This is a genomic window from Cellulomonas bogoriensis 69B4 = DSM 16987 (genome assembly GCF_000767165.1).
Taxonomy (GTDB): Bacteria; Actinomycetota; Actinomycetes; order Actinomycetales; family Cellulomonadaceae; genus Actinotalea; species Actinotalea bogoriensis.
In genome coordinates this window covers 1-1,046 of the sequence record NZ_AXCZ01000352.1, presented here as the reverse complement: position 1 = coordinate 1,046, position 1,046 = coordinate 1, and the positions used below count along the sequence as shown (strand labels likewise).

Here is a 1,046-nt window from a genome sequence, read left to right as displayed (position 1 = left end):
TGGATGTCGACCGGGATGCCGCGCCCGTCGTCCCGCACGCGGACCGCGCCGTCGGCGGTGAGGGTCACGTCGATCTGGGTGCAGTGCCCCGCCAGGGCCTCGTCCACAGAGTTGTCCACAACCTCGTACACCAGGTGGTGCAGGCCGCGGGGGCCCGTGGACCCGATGTACATGCCCGGCCGCTTGCGCACCGCCTCAAGACCTTCGAGGACGGTGATCGCACTCGCGTCGTAGTCGTTGGACGGCTGTGCCGGGGTGTCGCTCGGGGTGCTCGCTGGCGAGCTCTGGTCAGCCACGGGCAGGGGTGCTCCTTCGAGATGTCGCGCTCCCACCGGTCCACGACCGGCGGGGAACGAGTGCCCCGGGCGTCGGGACGAGGACACGGAGGGCCCGGGTGCCCGAGGCCCCGCCTCGCCCCCCGTGCACCTCCGAACGCCAGGAATGACAGGCTCGAGTCTACCCTCTCCAGGCCCTCAGAGGCGCTCACGAACACGACTGGCGCGCGAACGGAACCCGAGGGTGACCGGGGGGTCGACATGAGGCCGTCCGACGCTCCCAGGGCCCTTCCCGGGTGTCATCCGTAGGTGTCACGTGGGCCACGCCCGGCGACCCGACGAGGGCCCTTCGCCCACGAGGGACCGGACGGACCCAGCACCCGCACCTCGGTCACCACGTCCGCACCGAGCTCCATCTCCAGACGACGCAGGAGCTCGGGAACCAGCAGGCGCAGGTTCGTGGCCCACGTCGTGGAGTCCGTCCGCACCACCAGGACCCCACCGTCGAACGTCTCGGGGACGCAGTGGTCGGCCACCTGGTCACCGACGACCTCCCGCCACCGGGCCGTCACCGCAGCCACCGACAGCTCCGTCGACCAGCCCCGTTCGGTGGCCATCCGCTGCAACGTCTCGCCCAGGAGGGTGGGATCGCGGCGGTCCCGACGCGCACCCGAGCGCCGGTCGTCCACAGGTACCCGGCCCCTCGACCCGCGCACACCCGGCTGCCCGGGTCGCACCCCGCGCGCCTGCGCCGCGGCCTTCGCGCGGTTC

General features: G+C 72.7%; 2 protein-coding genes. Both read right to left on the bottom strand.

The window, feature by feature from the left end; genetic code table 11:
* Window positions 1–296 (bottom strand): ATP-binding protein (locus N869_RS17560; protein WP_035063118.1); only part of this gene is annotated, 296 nt, incomplete at its 3' end.
* A 278-nt stretch (window positions 297–574) separates the two neighbouring features.
* A partial coding sequence (locus N869_RS15335) for a DUF721 domain-containing protein (protein WP_035063117.1) occupies window positions 575–1,046 on the bottom strand: 472 nt, incomplete at its 5' end.